This is a genomic window from Acinetobacter uliginosus, from assembly GCF_044130295.1.
Classification (GTDB): Bacteria; Pseudomonadota; Gammaproteobacteria; order Pseudomonadales; family Moraxellaceae; genus Acinetobacter.
In genome coordinates this window covers 17,506-34,861 of record NZ_JBIQOC010000006.1, presented here as the reverse complement: position 1 = coordinate 34,861, position 17,356 = coordinate 17,506, and the positions used below count along the sequence as shown (strand labels likewise).

The 17,356-nt window shown below is 40.2% G+C and carries 11 protein-coding genes and 1 pseudogene; 9 read left to right on the top strand and 3 right to left on the bottom strand.

Annotated features, from left to right (window positions below; all coding sequences use genetic code 11):
- Nucleotides 1-23: 23 nt before the first annotated feature.
- Together ACE01T_RS02380 and ACE01T_RS02375 are read right to left on the bottom strand one after the other, a co-directional pair.
- Entirely contained in the window at nt 24-1,049 is a 1,026-nt protein-coding gene (locus ACE01T_RS02380) for a hypothetical protein (RefSeq protein WP_395518654.1), read from the bottom strand.
- A complete protein-coding gene (locus tag ACE01T_RS02375; protein ID WP_395518653.1) occupies nt 1,042-2,667 on the bottom strand; it encodes an NAD+ synthase in 1,626 nt (541 codons plus the stop codon). Before ACE01T_RS02375 ends, ACE01T_RS02380 begins: the two co-directional genes overlap by 8 nt.
- 254 nt (nt 2,668-2,921) lie before the next feature.
- On the opposite strand from ACE01T_RS02375, the gene ACE01T_RS02370 reads away from it, so the two are divergent.
- The 3 genes and pseudogenes from ACE01T_RS02370 (at nt 2,922) to ACE01T_RS02360 (ending at nt 6,500) form a co-directional block, all read left to right on the top strand.
- Nucleotides 2,922-4,081, top strand: a protein-coding gene (locus ACE01T_RS02370; protein ID WP_087514482.1) for an IS3 family transposase whose coding sequence is annotated in 2 segments (ribosomal slippage) — nt 2,922-3,156 and nt 3,156-4,081 — 1,161 coding nt in all. Because the reading frame shifts where the segments join, the coding sequence is not laid out codon by codon here.
- Between the two features lie 925 nt (nt 4,082-5,006).
- Nucleotides 5,007-5,457: pseudogene (locus tag ACE01T_RS02365) on the top strand (transposase); the annotation flags it as partial.
- A 164-nt stretch (nt 5,458-5,621) separates the two neighbouring features.
- Nucleotides 5,622-6,500 (top strand): IS982 family transposase, encoded by an 879-nt coding sequence (locus ACE01T_RS02360; RefSeq protein ID WP_395518663.1) that lies wholly within the window; start codon nt 5,622-5,624, stop codon nt 6,498-6,500.
- Between the two features lie 270 nt (nt 6,501-6,770).
- Here ACE01T_RS02360 and gltA read toward each other — a convergent pair whose 3' ends face one another.
- Entirely contained in the window at nt 6,771-8,048 is a 1,278-nt protein-coding gene (gene gltA / locus ACE01T_RS02355) for a citrate synthase (RefSeq protein ID WP_086196825.1), read from the bottom strand.
- A gap of 1,013 nt (nt 8,049-9,061) precedes the next feature.
- Here gltA and sdhC point away from each other — a divergent pair.
- The 6 genes from sdhC (at nt 9,062) to odhB (ending at nt 17,350) form a co-directional block, all read left to right on the top strand.
- A complete protein-coding gene (gene sdhC, locus ACE01T_RS02350; RefSeq protein ID WP_131273317.1) occupies nt 9,062-9,460 on the top strand; it encodes a succinate dehydrogenase, cytochrome b556 subunit in 399 nt (132 codons plus the stop codon).
- Nucleotides 9,460-9,825, top strand: a complete 366-nt coding sequence (gene sdhD, locus ACE01T_RS02345) for a succinate dehydrogenase, hydrophobic membrane anchor protein (protein WP_180042367.1) — start codon at nt 9,460-9,462, stop codon at nt 9,823-9,825. The genes sdhC and sdhD overlap by 1 nt, the downstream gene beginning before the upstream one ends.
- A 12-nt stretch (nt 9,826-9,837) precedes the next feature.
- Complete coding sequence (locus ACE01T_RS02340) at nt 9,838-11,736, top strand: FAD-binding protein (RefSeq protein WP_086196823.1); 1,899 nt, start codon at nt 9,838-9,840, stop codon at nt 11,734-11,736.
- Between the two features lie 14 nt (nt 11,737-11,750).
- Complete coding sequence (locus tag ACE01T_RS02335) at nt 11,751-12,461, top strand: succinate dehydrogenase iron-sulfur subunit (protein WP_086196822.1); 711 nt, start codon at nt 11,751-11,753, stop codon at nt 12,459-12,461.
- Between the two features lie 831 nt (nt 12,462-13,292).
- On the top strand, nt 13,293-16,133 hold the full coding sequence (locus ACE01T_RS02330; RefSeq protein WP_086196928.1) for a 2-oxoglutarate dehydrogenase E1 component: 2,841 nt from the start codon (nt 13,293-13,295) through the stop codon (nt 16,131-16,133).
- Nucleotides 16,133-17,350 (top strand): 2-oxoglutarate dehydrogenase complex dihydrolipoyllysine-residue succinyltransferase, encoded by a 1,218-nt coding sequence (odhB, locus tag ACE01T_RS02325; RefSeq protein ID WP_180042365.1) that lies wholly within the window; start codon nt 16,133-16,135, stop codon nt 17,348-17,350. Before ACE01T_RS02330 ends, odhB begins: the two co-directional genes overlap by 1 nt.
- The last annotated feature ends 6 nt before the right edge of the window (nt 17,351-17,356 follow it).

The following is a 17,356-nucleotide window of genomic DNA, read 5'->3' as shown; positions in this document are numbered from 1 at the left end:
GCCAACAGAGCCTGTATAAGAAATTAAAACCTTTCTTGAAGATATTGCTCAATAAATTGATGAGTAGTTTCGCTGGCATAAAAAGGTGAAATCAGCGCCAGAATAATCCCGTCTAGCAATCCTTGTTGTTCTAGGGCTTGAAGAGTGTAGGGCATAAAACGGTGGGCTTCCTGATGTAAGTCTTCTTCATCTAGTCCGACAGATTGCAACAGTTCCTGTAAGCTGTAGTTGGCGAAATAGTCATAAAAGCCAGCCACCACATCCAAAACCACCTGTTGCAGGTATTCTGTTTGTCTTAACTGTCGCCAGGTTTCATAGACCAGAATAAAGAACTCTTCAAAGTCTATGGGCTGGAATTGGGAAAAAGTTTCCCGCAAGGTTCTTTGTTTAATATCTTCCCATAAATGCAGGCTGATATCTGCCAGCTCTTCATTCGGCAGTAAAAACAGATTGGCAAGTTGTTTAACCAGAGCGTGAGCAAGTTGCTGCTCCAGCTTGAGTTCAATAGCCTGTTGCTGGTCTTGAATAAAACTGAGTATCTTGGAACCTAAACCTTGTTGATGGGTATTGAGCTTGCGTAGATGATCCAGCCAAGGCGTATTACTTTCAAGAATCTGGTTCGCTAGCTGTAAACTGACATGTTCGACTTGCGGATTGTGCTGCAAATTATCATGGATGTAGTGACGCAACTGATCCAGTTCGAGAATCTTGTACATCCAGAGTTCAAAAGTTTCATCAGACAGCAGGGTGTTGATTTGAGTCTGGCTGTTCATTGCCAGCTGATGAATTCTTTGAGAAACAACCCCGATGAACTCTAAAATTTCAGCACCTAGATTCAATTCAAAGGCATATTTTTGAACCACCTCTTGTAGCGATTCAAGTTGAATAATCTGTTTTAAAGCAATCTGATCTGAAGAAATATAAATATGATGAACAAATTTTTCGATATAAGGATTATGTTGTTCTGCTAATAATTGTTTTTTTATAAAGCGGGTTTGCTCAAGCATAAGCGCTTGAGCAAACTGTTGGGCTAGGTGTTTCTTAGACACCTGGTGCCCATCCATTCATAATTGGATAACGGCGTTCACGGGTAAATGCGCGTGAGCTGATACGCGGGCCAATCGCACCTTGACGACGTTTATATTCATTACGATCTACCAGGCGAATGACTTTTTCCACCACTGCTTTATCAAAGCCTTTGGCGATAATGTCATCCTGGCTCATATCTTCTTCAATATAAGAATAAAGAATGGCATCCAGTACTTCATAGGCAGGTAAAGAGTCTTGGTCTTTCTGGTCTGGACGCAGTTCTGCAGAAGGTGGGCGAGTAATGACACGCTCTGGAATGACTGGAGTCTCTGAAATGCTGTTACGGTATTTCGCCAGTTCAAACACAATGGTTTTATACACGTCTTTCAGCACCGCATAACCGCCAACCATATCGCCATACAGGGTGCAGTAACCTACAGAAAGTTCAGACTTGTTGCCGGTAGATAAAACCAGATTACCAAACTTGTTCGACAAGCCCATCAGTAAGGTACCACGAGCACGGGCTTGTAGATTTTCTTCAGTGGCATCTGCAGGGCTGTTACCAAAGAATGGATATAGGGTTTGCATGAAGCTGTTCACGATTGGATTGATTTCAGCAATACCGAAAGTTACACCCATGGTTTTCGCCTGTGCAGCTGCATCTTCTACACTGATTTGTGCGGTGTAAGTATAAGGCATCATCACGGCCTGAACTTTATCTGCACCAATCGCATCAACCGCGATTGCCAGTGTTAATGCCGAGTCAATGCCACCCGATAAACCAAGAATCACGCCAGGAAAACCAGAACGCTGAACATAATCACGAGTTGCTAAAACCAGACCTTGATAGATTTCAGCCAAGGTATCTAAAGCAGGTGTTACTGTTCCGACTTTATAGGCTTTTTGTTCGGCTTCATATTCGGCGTAATAAAGATCTTCTTTAAAGCTGGCTGCCTGTAAAGCAATATTGCCATCTTTATTGATCACAAAGCTGGTACCATCAAAAATTAGGTCATCTTGACCACCAATCTGGTTGGTATAGACTAGATTAATATTCAACTGTTTAGCCAGTTGACTCATGGTAGTGACACGATGTTGCGGTTTACCTACTTCATAAGGTGAAGCATTTAAGACCAAAGCTGTTTCAACATTCAGTTGAGATAACTGATGCACGGTACTCAGTGACCAAATATCTTCACAAATCAGCACGCCAAACTTATGACCTAAATATTCAAAAACAAGGTGTTGATGGCCTTCGCTGAAATAACGTTTTTCATCAAATACACTGTAGTTTGGCAAGTTTTGTTTGTTGTAAACACCCAGTACTTGTCCATCTTTCATTACGGCCGCAGAGTTGTAGCGGTGACCCTCTTCACTCTGATTGACAAAACCAAAAACCATCACAATGTCTTTGACTTGACTGAGCAGCTCAAATGCTTTTTGCGTGCGTTTTGCCAAGCTAGGACGGAGTAATAGATCTTCTGCAGGGTAGCCTACAGTTGAAAGCTCCGGGAAGAGAATTAAATCAGCTTTTTGTTTTTTGGCTTCATTTATCTGTTCAAGCATCTTTTGAGTGTTTGCTTCGATATTGCCAATATGCGGAGAGAATTGTGCAAGGGCAATTTTAAAACTTTTCATTCCAACTTAATCCTATTACCTATAGGGATGTATACACAGACTTAGATTTATTATGATTATGCGTTCAATGCTGTGTACGTGACGACAAATAAAATAGAAGTATTAATCAATAATTAGCAATTCGATACTATATACGAATTGCATCGTTTATAGAGAAAAAAACAAAAAAAAATCTGAATTTTGATCCTAGACAAAATAATGGACAGCACGTCCCTCTAAAGATAACGTAACTTTAATCTTTGGAGATTCAAGAAATGGCTAAACGTTTTAGTCCCGAATTTAAACAGCAAGCGATTGATTATGCACTTTCAAACTCACACGAGTCTGTAGCTGCAATCGCCCAGAAATTAGGTGTGGGTTATTCAACATTAGATAAATGGATTCGTGAAACCAATCCGGCAGGTTCAAGCAAACGTCAACTTTCACCAGAACAACAGCGGATCGTGGAATTAGAGAAAGAAGTCAAACAGCTCAAGGAAGCCAATGACATCTTAAAAAAAGCGCATGTGTACTTTCTAACAGATCATGCCAAGAAAAGTACACGGTAATTCAAGATCTAGATATGAATGAAGTCACTGTATCTTCTGCCTGTAAATACCTAGGTGTCAGCACTTCAGGCTATTATGCCTGGCGAAAACGTCAAGCCAATACGGCACAGAAATATAATGACTTAAAAGCCGTATATTGGCAGCATCATGCACGATTGGGTGCACCTTCATTAGTACATGACATGCATGATTTAGGTTACAACATGAGCGAACGTACTATTGGAAGGATGCTAAAAAAGCTTGGTTTACGTAGCAGGATTGCACGTAAATACAAGCATACGACTGATTCAACCCATCGTTTGCCTACAGCACCCAACTTGTTGGATCGCCAATTTACAGTTACTCAGCCTAATAAAGTCTGGACAACAGACATTACCTATATCCGCACTAAAGAAGGTTGGTTGTATTTATGTGTGATGCTAGATTTATTTAGCCGTCGTATCGTGGGGTGGCAAACCAGCCATCGAATAGACCGCCAGTTGGTGTGTGATACGTTTAACTATGCAATGGCTCGTCAGGGTTATCCAACTGGTGTTATGGTTCATTCGGACCAAGGCTCACAGTACTGTAGTCGTGATTTTAGAGCGCTGTTACTGAAAAATGATTGTACTCAGAGTATGTCTAGACGTGGAAACTGTTGGGATAATGCAGTGACTGAAAGCTTCTTTCATACATTAAAAGGTCATGTGGTACATGGCAGTGTGTTTTCGACTCGAAAAGAAGCGAATGCTGTCTTGTTTGACTATATTGAAATTTATTACAATCGAGTCAGAAGACATTCTGCAAACGGCTGGTTAAGTCCAGAAGCCTTTGAACAGAAATATATTAAAAGTTTAGAGGGGCTGGTTGTCCACGATACTGTCTAGGATCAGCCTGCAAGAATTACTGTATGAGGTGTTCATTATTTAAAATAATGTTGGGGATATTTTTAAAGAATATGTCCTGGGCAATCTCTCCTTGTTGTTCAATGTTGTATGTATGAAACGGTTTGCTCGCAATAAAGTGGTATTTATAAGGATTATATTTTTTAAAACTCAAAAAATATTTGGACTGCAGTATAGCACCGTGTAACAGAACATTGATATTGGACTGATATTGATAAATATGGGTCATCTCATGTATGAACAAACCTTGCATTTGTTTAGATCGCCGAGAGAAATCTTCACAAAAATTTTCGTTATTCATAAAAATGTTGCCATTGGGAGCCATATACATATTTATGGGTTGCCAGGGAAGATATTTGATATTCAATATTTGAACTTCATTGTAATTGATTAAATTACCGAAAACTTGCCGTGCAAGATTTATCTCACCAGTGGTCAACTGCCGAAAACGAAAGTTATGAATATCAAACATTAAATAAAGTTTGAACAATAACCAGAACCTAAATTTTTGGAACATAAAGTTTCATTTTACTGTTTGTAGGGTAAATTCTATTCACAAAGTAAGGCGAGAATAAATGTCAAGGAAGGGAAATTTGTTCAATTCTTTGATTTGATATTGTAACGATGCTGAAGAAAATTTGAATTCTTATTACCCGTGATGGATAAGAAGTTAGATACAAGTTTAACAATAGAATTTAAAGATCAATTCAAAATGAATTTACTGAGAAGTTTAAATCTGGGAAAATCCGTTTACGGACTTATTTCTTTGATATTTATATAAAAGTATAGCTAAGCCTGAAAATATATTGTTTAATTTAAGAAAATCTGAATCGCACATAAGAAATAGACTTGAAAAAAAAGGCAGCTAAAAAACCATGAGGGAGTTACCACATAACCTACGTCTTTAATGACCATGTTCGATGGCTTTTTTCAGAAATTTGAAGCAAGCTATTGGGAATTTTTAAAATATAGCAATAAGCGTTTGAGAATACTGTCTACTCAATTGCAACTTTCAGAAATCGTGTTCATTGCCATTTGGTATAAATACTCTTATTTCAATAATTTCAAAGCCTTCTTCTTTTTTATTAAGGCAAAATCAAGGTCAACTCTTTCGATATTTACCATGTTACCAGCGGATGGTTCATCTCATCAGAGCTCATTAATTGGCGCTGCATGCTTTACATTTTTCCTGGATGAAAGATTGTTAAAGTCATTATTTATGGATTGATTCAACTACGCTAACTGTATGCAAAAATCAGCGGATTCAACGCATAAATCTCTAGGCAGCGATTGCAACCCGCGGCAAAAGCTCAATGGGATGGTTCTTTGATTGTAAGCTGTACTTAATTATGAATCAGTTATGAAATCCACTCGACTCTCTACATCAGATGAATATCACTTAAAGCAGCCTAATAAAATAGAGACTTTATTTAACCCGAATTACGGATAAGAAAACCGCTTGAAAAAAAGATGGTTAGAGCCATTTAGAAAGTTACTACACAAACCAAAGACTCTAACCACCATGTTTGATTTTACAGAAATCTTCTGTGTTATTGATGATTTTTTTAAGAAATTTGAACCTATCTATTGGCAATTTCTCAAGCAGGAAAATAAGCGTAAACGAATTCGATTAGCAACCTTATCCCTCTCTGAAATTGTGACGATTGCAATTTGTTATAAAACATCGCAAGTAAATAATTTTAAAACATTTTTCCAATTGCTTTATCAATTTGAGAGTAAATTATTTAAGTCTTTGCCTTGCTATAAAAATATGCTCAGCCTGATTAACCAACATCAGCTTGCGATTCATGCACTACACCGTGCTTTAAGCAAAGGACAAGCATGTCAATATCTATGGATTGACTCAACACCTTTACCTGTTTGTAAAAACAAAAGAAGTCCTAGAGGCCACCATGCTTTGGAGGATATTGCTTCTCGTGGCAAAAGTTCTATAGACTGGTTTTATGGTTGCAAATTACACCTTCTCATGAATAGTGAAGGACAAATTGTGAAAACAGTTTTATCCACTGGACACATTGCAGACATTATAAAAATCGAAGAATTAGTTGATGGCTTATTGGCAACTGTTTATGGAGATAGAGGTTGTATTGGAAAATCAATAAAAACTAAATTATTAGAGCAAGATATTGATTTAATTACTTATCCTAGAAAGAATATGCGAGTAAGTCTATTGCCTTTTTCTGATGAATACCACTTGAGACAGCGGAAAAAAATTGAAACGTTAATTGGCTTATTGAAAGAAAAATACCATTTAGTAAGCAGTAAACATCGGACTATTTCCGGTTTTCTAGCAGGCATATTTTCATCTTTATGTGCTTATCAACTCTGTCAGAAGAATAAGCCAAAAATTCATGTCGTTAGAAATTTAGCTTATCCGTAACTAGGGTTATTTAGCTTGTTAAAAGAAAAAATCATTTGGTGACGAGTAAAACGAGAAGCATCGACGGGTACTTATCTGGAGTTTATGCATTGTTATGTGTCTATCAACTTTGTCATAAAAAATCAAGCCAGTGGTTCGTATTATGCAAACATTGGCTTAAACAGGATTCGGGTTGAGTAAAATTTTATTGCATGGAGTAGAGGCTTGATTGAAAGACGTAAAAAAACCGCCCGGAAGGGCGGTTTTTTTAAATCATTAATTCGTAAAGAATTAACGACCTTGGATGTCACGTTGAACTTCACCAGTGTAAAGCTGACGTGGACGACCGATTTTGTAAGGGCCGCTGTGCATTTCTAACCAGTGGCTGATCCAGCCCACTGTACGTGCAAGAGCGAAGATTACAGTAAACATTTCAGTCGGAATACCAATCGCTTTAAGGATGATACCTGAATAGAAGTCTACGTTAGGGTATAAGTTACGTTTGATGAAGTATTCATCAGACAACGCAATGCGTTCAAGTTCCATTGCAAGAGCAAGTTGTGGATCGTTGATACCAAGCGCACCAAGAACTTCATCACAAGTTTCTTTCATTACTTTCGCGCGTGGATCGAAGTTTTTATAAACTCGGTGACCGAAGCCCATAAGTTTAACTTCTTTAGTCTTCACTTTTTCCATGAAGCCCGCAACGTTTTCTACAGTGCCGATTTCATCAAGCATCTTAAGAACGGCTTCGTTCGCACCACCGTGAGCAGGACCCCAAAGTGCAGAGATACCCGCAGCGATACATGCGTAAGGGTTAGCACCAGTAGAACCGGCTAAACGTACTGTAGAAGTAGATGCGTTTTGTTCGTGGTCAGCATGAAGCGTGAAGATACGATCCATTGCTTTAGCAAGAATTGGGTTAACTTTGTAGTCTTTGTCTGCAGGAGTAGCAAACATCATGTACAAGAAGTTTTCAGCGTAGCTCAAGTCATTACGTGGGTAAACGAATGGTTGACCAACTGTATATTTGTAGCTCCAAGCTGCTAGCGTAGGAACTTTAGCAATCAAGCGGATTGCAGTAATTTCACGGTGGTTAACATCTTCGATGTCCAAGTTGTTGTGATAGAACGCAGAAAGCGCACCAACTACACCAACCATAATTGCCATCGGGTGAGCATCACGACGGAAACCATTGAAGAAACGGCTAACTTGGTCGTGAACCATAGTGTGGTTACGAACTTTAGCATCAAATTCTACTTTTTGTTCAGCTGTTGGAAGTTCGCCGTTTAACAATAAGTAGCAAGTTTCTAAATAGTCTGCTTTAGTTGCAAGCTGGTCGATTGGGTAACCGCGGTGTAGAAGAACACCTTTGTTACCATCGATGAATGTGATTTTAGATTCACATGCAGCTGTTGCCATAAAACCAGGATCAAAAGTAAAGTGACCTGCGGCCAACACATCTTTAACGTCGATTACATCTGGGCCCAATGTGCCGCTGTAAATTGGTAATTCAATTTCTTTGCCATCAAGCTGTAAAACGGCTTTTTTGCCAGTTGCTGCAGACATTCAATAGATCTCCTGTCCTGGTGAATGTTTTATCTGACTCGTAGTACTAATCTTTTAATGCGCGAATCAGACGGGTCAAAAATTTGCTATAAGATTAGTGAGTACTGAAATTTTGTCAATTATACTTATGGATAAAGCGACGCCCTCACCGGGGTTGGATCAAAAAAATCCAGTAGCCATGAGGAAAATATCAGTATCGACGCTGTATAATAAGTCAAATGAAAATAAGTTGCAGAAAAAAATATGCATGTTGTGGGAATTGTAGGCAATTTTTAATTCCTAAAAACTCTGATAGGTTCCGAATTTACGTCAAGCCTAATATTTTAAATTATTATAATTTTCGTAACTTACATCTTTTTATTGTATTTTTTGCTGATTTTTTAGTCATAATTAAAAGCGATAAATGAAAAGTGAAATTAAGTTTGTTTGGTTAAAAAATAGCTGCCAAATATGTGCTGAAATGCCGGTTATTTGTCCAAATTGGATAAAATAAACCATAATTTTGCAGAAAAAATCAGCATGATTTTGCCATATAAAGAAGTTATGCACAGACTAAGTGGTTATTTCATTTCATGAAGTTGGATTGATATAATTATTATAAATACTATATATTTCTAATGGAAATGAAAATTGTTATAAATGATATAAATACAGCTAAGATTGTTGTAAAATATAATGATTCTTTGTTCATCTTTAGTCTAAATAAATAAATTTAATTCTCAAAGCTAAAAACGATAAATAAAATTTAATTTTATTTAATAAAAACCAAACATATAGCTCTGTTTTCTTAGATGTATTTTGTCTGCTTGCATTGGGGATTTTATGTTAATGATTCTTATTTGATGCTTTTTTATGGAAAAGCTAAATGTGACTGTTTGTATTTTGATAGTTCACGTTTTATAATTCAGTGTCGTTTTAAGTTTAGGTGTTACTGGATAGAGTAATTGCCTAAAAATGCTAGCTTTCCTTCGAATTAATTCCAACAAACTCCGGATGGAGTTTTTACTTACAGGATGCCCGCTGTGAAAAGCAACAGACCTGTCAATTTGTCCATGGGTCAAGTTTTAGAAGTAAACTTAAAATCCCCTGTGGCTATTGCATCAATTCTACACCGTCTCTCTGGTGTCATCGTATTTTTACTTGTACCGGTACTTTTGTGGCTTTTAGACAAATCATTGTCTTCTGCTGAGGGTTTTGCTGAAGTTCAGGCAATCTTTAGTGGCTTCATTGTGCGCTTTATCGTATGGGTATTTGTAGCCGGCTTACTTTTCCATTTTATTATGGGTATTAAGCATTTACTTGCTGACCTTGGTTTTGCTGAAGAACTGCAAAGTGGTCGTGTGGCAGCTACTATTTCATTGATCTTGGCTGCGATTTCGATTGTCGCATCATTTGTATGGATTGTTCTCTAATGAAAAGTGCTACAGGTTTAACGGGTTCAGGTTCTCGCGATTGGTATATCCAACGCGTAAGTGCTGTTGTATTAGCTGTTTATACTGTTGTGGTATTGGGTTGGATCCTTCTGAATGGTGGATTTAACTATGAACAATGGTTTGGCTTTATGATGACATTACCAATGAAGATTATGTCTTTATTGGCAGTCTTATCTCTTGTCGCACACGCTTGGATCGGTATGTGGCAGGTATTCACGGATTATGTGACTACTCGTCAAATGGGTCCTTCAGCTTCGGGCTTGCGTTTGGTGCTGACTTCAGCAGTGATTATTGCTGTATTTGCATATGCAATCTGGGCGATCCAGATTTTTTGGGCGAATTGATAGGAAAATATCATGGGCGCGATTAACCCTAAAGAAGATTACACAAATATTCCACACGAAACTTTCGATGCTGTCATCGTTGGTGGTGGTGGTTCAGGTATGCGCGCATCTTACCAGCTTGCTCAAGCGGGTTTGAAAGTTGCGGTACTGACTAAAGTGTTCCCAACACGTTCTCATACTGTAGCGGCACAGGGCGGTATTGGTGCATCTCTTGGTAATATGCAAGAAGATAACTGGCACTACCACTTCTATGACACGGTTAAAGGTTCAGACTGGTTGGGCGACCAAGACGCGATCGAATTTATGACGCGTGAGGCTCCACAAGTTGTTTATGAATTAGAACATCTGGGTATGCCATTCGACCGTAACGCAGACGGTACAATTTACCAACGTCCATTCGGCGGTCACTCTGCAAACTACGGTGAAAAAGCAGTTCCTCGTGCATGTGCTGCTGCCGACCGTACAGGTCACGCACTGCTTCACACGCTTTATCAAAGCAACGTGAAAATGGGTACGCAATTCTTCGTAGAATGGATCGCACTTGACTTGATCCGTAACGAAGCTGGTGACGTACTTGGTGTAACTGCTATTGACCAGGAAACTGGTAAAATTGCAGTATTCCAAGCGAAAGCGACATTATTCGCTACAGGTGGTGCAGGTCGTGTTTACCGTGCATCTACTAACGCATATATCAATACTGGTGACGGTCTTGGTATGGCGGCTCGTGCAGGTATTCCATTACAAGATATGGAATTCTGGCAATTCCACCCAACGGGTGTTGCGGGTGCAGGCGTATTGTTAACTGAAGGTTGTCGTGGTGAAGGTGCAATCCTTCGTAACAAAGACGGCGAACCGTTCATGGAACGTTATGCTCCAACTTTGAAAGACTTGGCGCCACGTGACTTCGTATCACGTTCTATGGACCAGGAAATCAAAGAAGGTCGTGGTTGTGGTCCTAAAGGTGACTACATTCTTCTTGATATGACGCACTTAGGTGCAGATACGATCATGAAACGTCTTCCATCTGTATTCGAGATTGGTAAGAAATTCGCGAACGTTGATATCACCAAAGAGCCGATTCCAGTAGTACCAACAATCCATTATCAAATGGGTGGTATTCCAACGAATATTCATGGTCAGGTTGTGGTTCCTGAATCTCGCGAAACAACTCCGCTTGAAGCACACTACAACAAAGATACTGATGTTTATTCTACAAATGCGGAAGGCCGTGACTTCACTAAGCCAGTGAAAGGTTTCTATGCAATTGGTGAATGTTCATGTGTATCTGTACATGGTGCGAACCGTTTAGGTACAAACTCATTGCTTGACTTGGTTGTATTCGGTAAAGCTGCTGGTCAACATATCATTGATTATGTGACTAAACATCATGGTGATGACTACCAACCGCTTCCTACGACTGTGCTTGAACAAACTGTTGAGCGTATTCGTAAATTGGATGAGTCAACTTCAGGTGAGAACGCTCAAGAAGTTGCTGATGCAATCCGTGACATCGTTCAAGACCACGCTGGTGTATTCCGTACATCTGCACTTCTTGAAGAAGGTGTGAAGCAAATTCTTGCGATTGAGCCACGTGTTCGTAACATTCACTTGAAAGACAAATCTAAAGTATTCAACACTGCACGTATTGAAGCTCTAGAAGTTGAAAACTTGTATGAAGTGGCGAAAGCAACACTGATTTCTGCTGCGGCTCGTAAAGAATGTCGTGGTGCGCATACAGTGGTAGATTTTGAATTGCCGCCAGAACATGCGGACTATCCATACGGTCGTCGTGATGATGAGTGGATGAAGCACACATTATGGTTCTCTGTTGATAACCATCTTGAGTACAAGCCAGTGCGTTACAAACCTTTATCGGTTGATGCAATTCCACCTAAACCACGTACATTCTAATAGGGAGAAGTAAGATGAGTAGAGGTACTCGTACATTTAATATCTACCGCTACGATCCTGATAAGGATAAAGCACCGTACATGCAAACTTTTAAACTTGAATTGACAGACAAGCACCGTATGTTGCTTGATGCTCTTCTTGCTTTGAAAGTGCAGGACGAATCTTTAACGTTCCGTCGTTCATGTCGTGAAGGTATTTGTGGTTCTGATGGTGTAAACATCAATGGTAAAAATGGTTTGGCGTGTCTGTGGAACCTGAATGATTTACCGGAAGTGATTACTGTTCGTCCACTTCCAGGTCTACCAGTGGTTAAAGACTTGGTTGTAGATATGAATCAGTTCTATGATCAGTACAATAAAATTCATCCGTTCTTGATCAACAACCAGCCTGCACCACCGAAAGAGCGTTTACAGTCTCCTGAAGAGCGTGAACACCTTGATGGTTTATATGAATGTATTCTTTGCGCATGTTGTTCGACTTCATGTCCGTCATTCTGGTGGAACCCTGACAAGTTCTTGGGTCCTTCAGCATTGTTGAATGCTTACCGCTTCATCATTGACTCGCGTGATACTGGAACACAAGAGCGTTTGGCTCGTCTTGACGATCCATTCTCGCTATTCCGCTGTAAAGGTATTATGAACTGTGTATCAGTTTGCCCTAAAGGTCTTAATCCAACTAAAGCTATCGGTCACATCCGTAGTATGTTGTTAGATCAAGCAGGTTAATCTGCTCCAGTCAAAAAAAGCACACCCTAGGGTGTGCTTTTTTATGCTTTTAATAGTTGTAAGATAGGTAAGGAATACTAAATGGCTATATGAATAGACAGGAGTAGGGGGGTGAAGTGTTATTAAAAAATATATAATTGATTAAAGTATAGAGACGGAATCTTGCTTAAAAGCGATCTAAGTGTGGTGGGATTGTTTGAGTGAGTGATTAAAGCACTAATTGTAGGCTTGAATCTGCAAAGTTGAGATTAAAATGTTATCATATAACGCATATAAAGAGAGCCAGTTTAAATATTGAGCTCTCTTTTGTTATATGTGTGGGCGTGGGGTAGGACTTTGGTCTAGATTGAATCTAATTATGAGATAAAGCACCATATGTTAGATGAAAATGGAGGATATGTATTTCGCTGAGTTATGAGAGGTATGTGTCAAAAAAATCAATTGCAACTGGAGAACATGTTACGATTTGGCACAAAGCTATATTTAAAAAAAGCACTGTATTTGCGTACATTTTTTCAACATCTGAAATTATGTATAAGGTTTATAAATAGATATAAATCGCTTTAGAAAAATTAAGTCGCGTAGTTATTTTTTCTAAGTCGATTTGCAAAAAATTGCTCGGTCTTGGTCGAGTATATATCAATGAGTGATGATGCCAATGGGGGCGTTATGATTCATTATTCACATTGGGTTATTCCTAATGTAGTGATCACGCCTCATGGCTTATGCCTTATGGGGACTAATGTCATATTACCAATTTGACATTATTAATCATGGGTTCGCTTAAAAAGCATCCTGAAAATGTTTTTGCAATAGGAAATGGGTCCACAAATGCAAGAAGTTGCTGACGCACTGCGTCTTGACACTGAACTTAGCGCTGACAGTGCAGCGTATATTGAAGAACTTTATGAGCAGTATTTGACGGCTCCAGATTCAGTAGGTGCTGACTGGCAGGAATACTTCGGTAAATTCCCTAAAGGTGATCAACCACATAGCAATGTACGTGAGCAATTCCTTTTATTAGGTCGCAACTCAAGTCGCGTTCAACCTGTAATTCAAAGTGCTGTAAGTTCTGAGCATGAGCGTCGTCAAATTGGCGTATTGCAACTAATTGCGGCTTATCGTAACCGTGGTCATCAAAAAGCAAAATTAGATCCACTAGGTTTGGCTAAGCGTGAAATCGTACCTGATCTTGATCTTGCTGCGCATGGTTTGACTCAATCTGATTTAGATACAGTATTTAACACAGGCAACCTTGCAATCGGTAAGAGTGAAGCAACTCTAGCTGAAATGGTTCAGGCGATGGAAGCAACTTATTGTGCTTCTATTGGTGCTGAATACATGCATATTGTTGATACCAAAGAAAAACGCTGGATTCAACAACGCCTTGAAAGTGCAAAAGGTCAATTCGGTTTCACTGCTGAGCAGAAAAAACACGTCTTAGAACGTCTGACAGCAGCTGAAGGTCTGGAAAAATACCTCGGTAATAAATACGTTGGTGCAAAACGCTTTGGTGTAGAAGGTGGTGAATCCTTCATCCCGATGGTGAATGAACTGATTCAACGTGCAGGCTCTGTAGGTTGTAAAGAAGTTGTAATCGGTATGCCGCACCGTGGCCGTTTGAACTTGCTGGTCAACATTATGGGTAAAAACCCGGCTGACCTGTTTGGTGAGTTTGAAGGTAAATCACTGCACAAAAAAGGTTCTGGTGACGTTAAATATCACCAAGGTTTCTCATCTAACGTGATGACACCGGGTGGTGAAGTTCACTTGGCATTGGCATTTAACCCATCTCACTTGGAAATCGTTGGACCTGTAGTTGAAGGTTCTGTACGTGCACGTCAAGTCCGTCGCAAAGACATTGGTGGTGATGATGTATTGCCAATCATTGTTCATGGTGATGCAGCATTTGCAGGTCAAGGTGTTAACCAAGAAACCTTCCAGATGTCACAAACACGTGGTTATACTGTAGGTGGTACAGTTCACATCGTTGTTAACAACCAGGTGGGCTTCACAACTTCTGACCCACGTGATGCACGTTCTACAGAATACTGTACTGATATCGCGAAAATGATTCAGGCACCGATCTTCCATGTCAATGGTGATGATCCTGAAGCTGTATTGTTTGTTTCTCAATTGGCACATGACTTCCGTCATACTTTCCGTAAAGACGTTGTAATTGACATGTTCTGTTACCGTCGTCGTGGTCACAACGAAGCGGATGAGCCAGCTGCAACTCAACCAATGATGTATCAAGTGATTAACAAAAAAGCGACGACTCGTACGCTTTATGCTGACCAACTTGTACAACAAAATGTTCTGGATCGCGCTGCTGCTGATGCAATGGTTGAACAATACCGTTCAGACCTTGAAGCAGGCAAGCATGTTGCCAATGCATTGGTACTTGAACCAAATACCAAAATGTTTGTCGACTGGTCTCCATACCTGGGTCACGAGTACACAGACGTATGGGATACATCATTCCCAATCGAACGCTTGAAAGAACTCGGCACTAAAATGCGTGAGCTTCCAGAAGGCTTCGTTATGCAGCGTCAGGTTGCAAAAGTGATTGATGATCGCTTGAAAATGCAAACTGGTGAAATGCCGCTGAACTGGGGGGCTGCAGAAACTTTAGCGTATGCCACTATTCTAGATGAAGGCTTCCTGGTTCGTTTAACTGGTGAGGACGTCGGTCGTGGTACTTTCTCACACCGTCATGCGAAATTGCATAACCAGGTAGACGGTTCAACTTACATTCCATTATGTAATCTGAAAGAAAACCAGCCACGTACAGCAATTTATGACTCTTTATTGTCAGAAATGGCGGTACTTGCATTTGAATACGGTTATGCAACGACTCTTCCTAAGAGCTTGATTATCTGGGAAGCTCAGTTCGGTGACTTCGCTAACTGTGCACAAGTCGTGATTGACCAGTTCATCGCATCTGGCGAAACTAAATGGGAACGCGTGTGTGGTTTAACTATGCTTCTTCCACATGGTTTTGAAGGTCAGGGTCCAGAACATTCATCTGCACGTTTAGAGCGTTTCTTGCAGCTTTGTGCTGAAGACAACATGCAAGTGATGACACCGACTACACCTGCGCAAATTTTCCATGCGATGCGTCGTCAAGCACTTCGTCCAATCCGCAAACCAATGATCATCATGTCACCGAAGTCATTGCTTCGTCACAAACTTGCAACCTCTACGCTTGAAGAGCTTGCAAATGGTTCATTCCAGACTGTGATTGACGAAATCGACAACATCAACAAGTCTGATGTAACTCGTCTGGTGCTTTGTGGTGGTAAGGTTTATTACGATTTACTTGAAAAACGTCGTGAACAGGAATTGAACAACACTGCAATCGTTCGTATCGAACAATTGTACCCATATCCAGAACAACGTATTGCTGAAGTACTTGCTTCTTATCCAAATCTAAAAGAAGTGGTTTGGACTCAAGAAGAGCCGAAAAACCAAGGTGCTTGGTTATTCATTGCTCCTCGTTTATATGACGATGTAATGAAAACAGGTAAACAGGTACGTGTTAGCTACGCAGGTCGTCCAGCTTCTGCTGCGCCAGCTTGCGGTTCACCATATTTGCATGCAAAACAACAAGCTCAGCTGGTAAATGACGCATTAGCGATTGCAGCTGAACAATCAGGAGATTCTAAGTAATGGCAACCGAAATTAAAGCACCGGTATTCCCAGAGTCAGTTGCAGACGGTACGATTGCAACTTGGCACAAACAACCAGGTGAAGCTGTATCACGTGATGAAGTGATCTGCGATATTGAAACTGATAAAGTTGTTTTAGAAGTTGTTGCTCCTGCTGACGGTACAATTGCATCAATCATTAAAAATGAAGGTGATACAGTTCTTTCAGCTGAAGTGATTGCACAGTTTGAAGAGGGCGCTGTTTCTGGCGCTGCTCAAACTCAAGCAGTTCAATCTGAAGAAAAAGTTGAACAAGCGGCTGCACAAACTCAAGCGGGTAATGCACCTGTTGTTGAGCGTGCTCAACCTGTTGCTGATCAAGCTCCAGCAGTGCGTAAAGCATTGACTGAAACTGGTATTGCAGCGAGCGATGTAGCTGGTACTGGTCGCGGTGGTCGCATCACTAAAGAAGATGTTGCAGCTCATCAAGCTAAACCGGCTGCTCCTGCTGCTGCGCCGTTAAGTGTGGCTGTTGGTGAACGTATCGAAAAACGTGTTCCTATGACTCGTCTTCGTAAACGTGTTGCTGAACGTTTACTTGCTGCAACTCAATCAACAGCAATGTTGACTACGTTCAACGAAGTGAACATGAAACCAATCATGGAAATGCGTGCTCAATATAAAGATGCATTTGAAAAGCGTCATGGTGCACGTCTAGGCTTCATGTCATTCTTCGTTAAAGCAGCGACTGAAGCACTTAAACGCTATCCAGCTGTAAACGCGTCTATCGATGGTGATGACATTGTTTATCACGGTTACTATGACATCGGTGTAGCTGTATCAAGCGATCGTGGTCTAGTAGTTCCTGTATTACGTGATACTGACCGTATGAACTATGCTGAAGTAGAAAACGGTATTCGCGCTTATGCTGTTAAGGCACGTGACGGTAAGTTGGGCATTGAAGACATGACTGGCGGTACGTTCACTATTACTAACGGTGGTACTTTCGGTTCATTGCTTTCTACCCCAATTTTGAACACACCACAAACTGCAATCTTGGGTATGCACAAAATCCAAGACCGTCCTATGGCAGTGAATGGTCAAGTAGAAATCTTGCCAATGATGTATCTAGCACTTTCTTATGACCACCGTTTAATTGATGGTAAAGAAGCGGTAGGTTTCCTTGTAGCAATCAAAGAATTGTTAGAAGAACCTGCTCGTCTTATCCTTGATCTTTAATTTTAT